The following is a 2,606-nucleotide window of genomic DNA, read 5'->3' as shown; positions in this document are numbered from 1 at the left end:
CGATGATCCGATCGTCAAGCTGTCCGCCGTGACCGCCTGACCATTCCGGCCATAGCCGGAAATCCCGGTGTCGGCCTCGATCCAGCTACACCACGCTCTGGGACACGATCTTTCGGAGCCCATTGATTACCGGAATCGTACGCTCATAATCGCTATTCTTTAAGATTCCACCGAATAAAATTCGCGCCGTGCCGAGGCAATTTTACGCAGGCATTTTTCAAAGCGGAGGAGCGCTGGTATGGCGATACATGGGCGTGAGGAACTTCAGCGCGTTGGCCGCACGGTCCAGGCGCGCGCGCACGCCTCGCTCATGTCGGATACGAAATGGCGGAAAGTGCTTTCGGAACTCAACAAGCCCGAGTGGAAGTTGGAATATGGCATCGTAAAATTTATCGACGTCGACGAAGAAAAACGGGTCTATTTCCCGATAGGCTTATATCCCCCGCATCCTTGGGTCGACACCTTCTGCCTCGGCCCAATACCTTTGCGGTCCATAGAATGGATGCTTGTTCCTCGTATAGCGAAGTATAAGCGGGGCAATCCCGGCGTTCCAGATGGAGAAATCGGGCTAGACGTCGAGGCAATCATGAGCGCGATCGATGGGCTTGGAAAATATCCGATCCAGCTCACAGACCGAGGTTTATTGATCATGGGACACGTAACGGAGACACATTCTTGTTAAATGTAGAGTTACTCGTTGCCGAATCGGGACGCCTCGCCAGGAACGCGCATTCCGAGGCAAACCGTCGAACGACTGGGATCGACCCGACGCAGAGAGGCGGCAAATGAGTGGGTCCCCGATACACGGACAAGAATGCCGAAGCGCGTTCAAGGTCTACAGCGAGGACGGGAAACGAGCTGCCGACGTGCTGGAGTTCCGCAACGGCGAAACATATCTCGACGAGCAGGAACGGGTCGAAGGGACCACATTCAAGAACAGGCATTCCGGTAGGTTGGTAGGTCCGTTTGCTTCGCCAGCAGATGCAGAAAAATTCATAGTGGCTACGCCCTGGTTCCGCGGTAGCCGAGCATAGGCCTCCGCTTCTCACCCATCTGAGACCCTCAGGTCAGCAGAGGTGCATGACCACTTCGGCTCAGAGTTCCTCGTTCGCCGTCCCCAACGGCCGGGCGGCGCCAAAAGCGGACCCCAAGGAGCCTCAGAGGGAGAGTAGCTAACGCCAGGGCGTCAGCGTTGCGAGAAATCGCGCCAACTCTTCGCCATTGGCGAAGAAGAATGGGTGCCCTGTCTTGTCGATCTCGGCGAAGACGTGTGACGCTTTATCGTTGTCTGCTTCCGCCATCGTCTTGGCCCCTTTGCTGAATCCGAAGCTTCGCTTTAGATCGCGACGCCGTCGGCCGAACAGCATGCCTCGAGCTCCTTCAAGAACCGCAGTGTGAGCCCGTTCATAAAACCAATATGAAAGTCGTTGCGAACGCACTCCACGGTGAGCACAAACGAAATGCTCTGGCCATCTGCGGATATCTTCGGGTTCCCATTCCGAAAATACATCGCCCACAGGCCACTTTTTGAGCGCTTTGCGTTCTGCATTCGATAGAAGAGGAGTATAATTGCTTTTATCTTTAGCGGCCACCGCCTCCGCTGTCTCGTCGCGCTGTTCGCTCGTCGAGTTTCCAGTCGAAAAGGCGAATCCCACCCCCCGGAAGCGCATCGGATCGGCAATGACCGCGTCGAGCAACGAAGCGGGATCTTGAGGCAATGCCGCGCGCCAAGTATTGCCGGCTTTCCTGCGGTCCCAGGCTAACTGCGCGAGAGAGAGCGCGTCATCGTCAATTGCTTTGGCGTCGTTATTCCAAATTTCCTCGAACCAGAGCAAGGCGGAATTGTAAGCATTTGTGCTTCTCCCATGAACTGTTCCCGCCTCAACTAACCTTGCTGTATCCAGAAAACCGATCCCATTATTAGATGCGTTCGCTGAACATGTGATCAGTCCTTCCTCAGAAATGTAGACCTTAGCGTGCAAGCCAGGCAAATGTTTAAGCTTTTTATTGTCCGGCGCCCCTAAGGCTTTTAGTTCCTCTGGGTTTGTGCTGCCCATCGTCAAGTCGCAGATAATCTTGGCATTTTGGGGTAGGCCACCGTCCGGAAAAAGCTTACTGACCGCTCCCTTCCCCCAGAAGGCAACTGCACATCGCAACTCGGAGCCCTTCATCAGTTCGGTGATTGCGGCTCCGAGTTCACAACCACTCAAAAACTTCGACACAGCGTGCCTCTTACAACAACAAGGGAGAGCATGACCATACGCTGTTCCGACGCTGAAGTCATATAGCCCATGCGATGGAGCTCCGGCGGGTCCTGGTTTCCTCCCAAAGCGCGCGTCTGCCCGGGCTCTTGCGAACATCCGCCCCGGGTCAGAATTTCACCTTCGCCTTTCCCGAATGGGAATGTCGCGCCATAACCGGCCATTCGTCGCGGACGACCCGAGGGACCGCTTTCCCTGGATTTCGCGGACGTTCGCGGCGGCGGATCGCCTGGATGGCGATTCCGACGAAGGCGCCCGTCTTTAACGGGATAATGGCGCCCGGGGATTCCGGGATAATGGCGCCCCCTCTAACGGAATGATCCCGCCTGGGCGCCGCGTTCGTCG

Annotated in this window: 3 protein-coding genes; 1 reads left to right on the top strand and 2 read right to left on the bottom strand. The window is 56.1% G+C overall.

The window, feature by feature from the left end; all coding sequences use genetic code 11:
- Nucleotides 1–238 precede the first annotated feature (238 nt).
- Nucleotides 239–682 (top strand): DUF6678 family protein, encoded by a 444-nt coding sequence (locus FMZ75_RS20955; protein WP_166146210.1) that lies wholly within the window; start codon nucleotides 239–241, stop codon nucleotides 680–682.
- 490 nt (nucleotides 683–1,172) lie between these two features.
- Here the strand turns inward: FMZ75_RS20955 and FMZ75_RS20950 are convergent, their stop codons facing one another.
- Together FMZ75_RS20950 and FMZ75_RS21435 are read right to left on the bottom strand one after the other, a co-directional pair.
- A complete protein-coding gene (locus FMZ75_RS20950; protein ID WP_166146207.1) occupies nucleotides 1,173–2,222 on the bottom strand; it encodes a phospholipase D family protein in 1,050 nt (349 codons plus the stop codon).
- 148 nt (nucleotides 2,223–2,370) lie between these two features.
- Nucleotides 2,371–2,606, bottom strand: a 236-nt coding sequence (locus FMZ75_RS21435; protein WP_207783559.1) for a hypothetical protein, incomplete at its 5' end; no start/stop codon positions are given.

It is taken from the genome of Methylosinus sp. RM1 (assembly GCF_011378635.1).
GTDB lineage: Bacteria > Pseudomonadota > Alphaproteobacteria > Rhizobiales > Beijerinckiaceae > Methylosinus > Methylosinus sporium.
The sequence above is the reverse complement of the archived record's forward strand: the minus strand, read 5'-3'. Positions and strand labels throughout refer to the sequence as shown.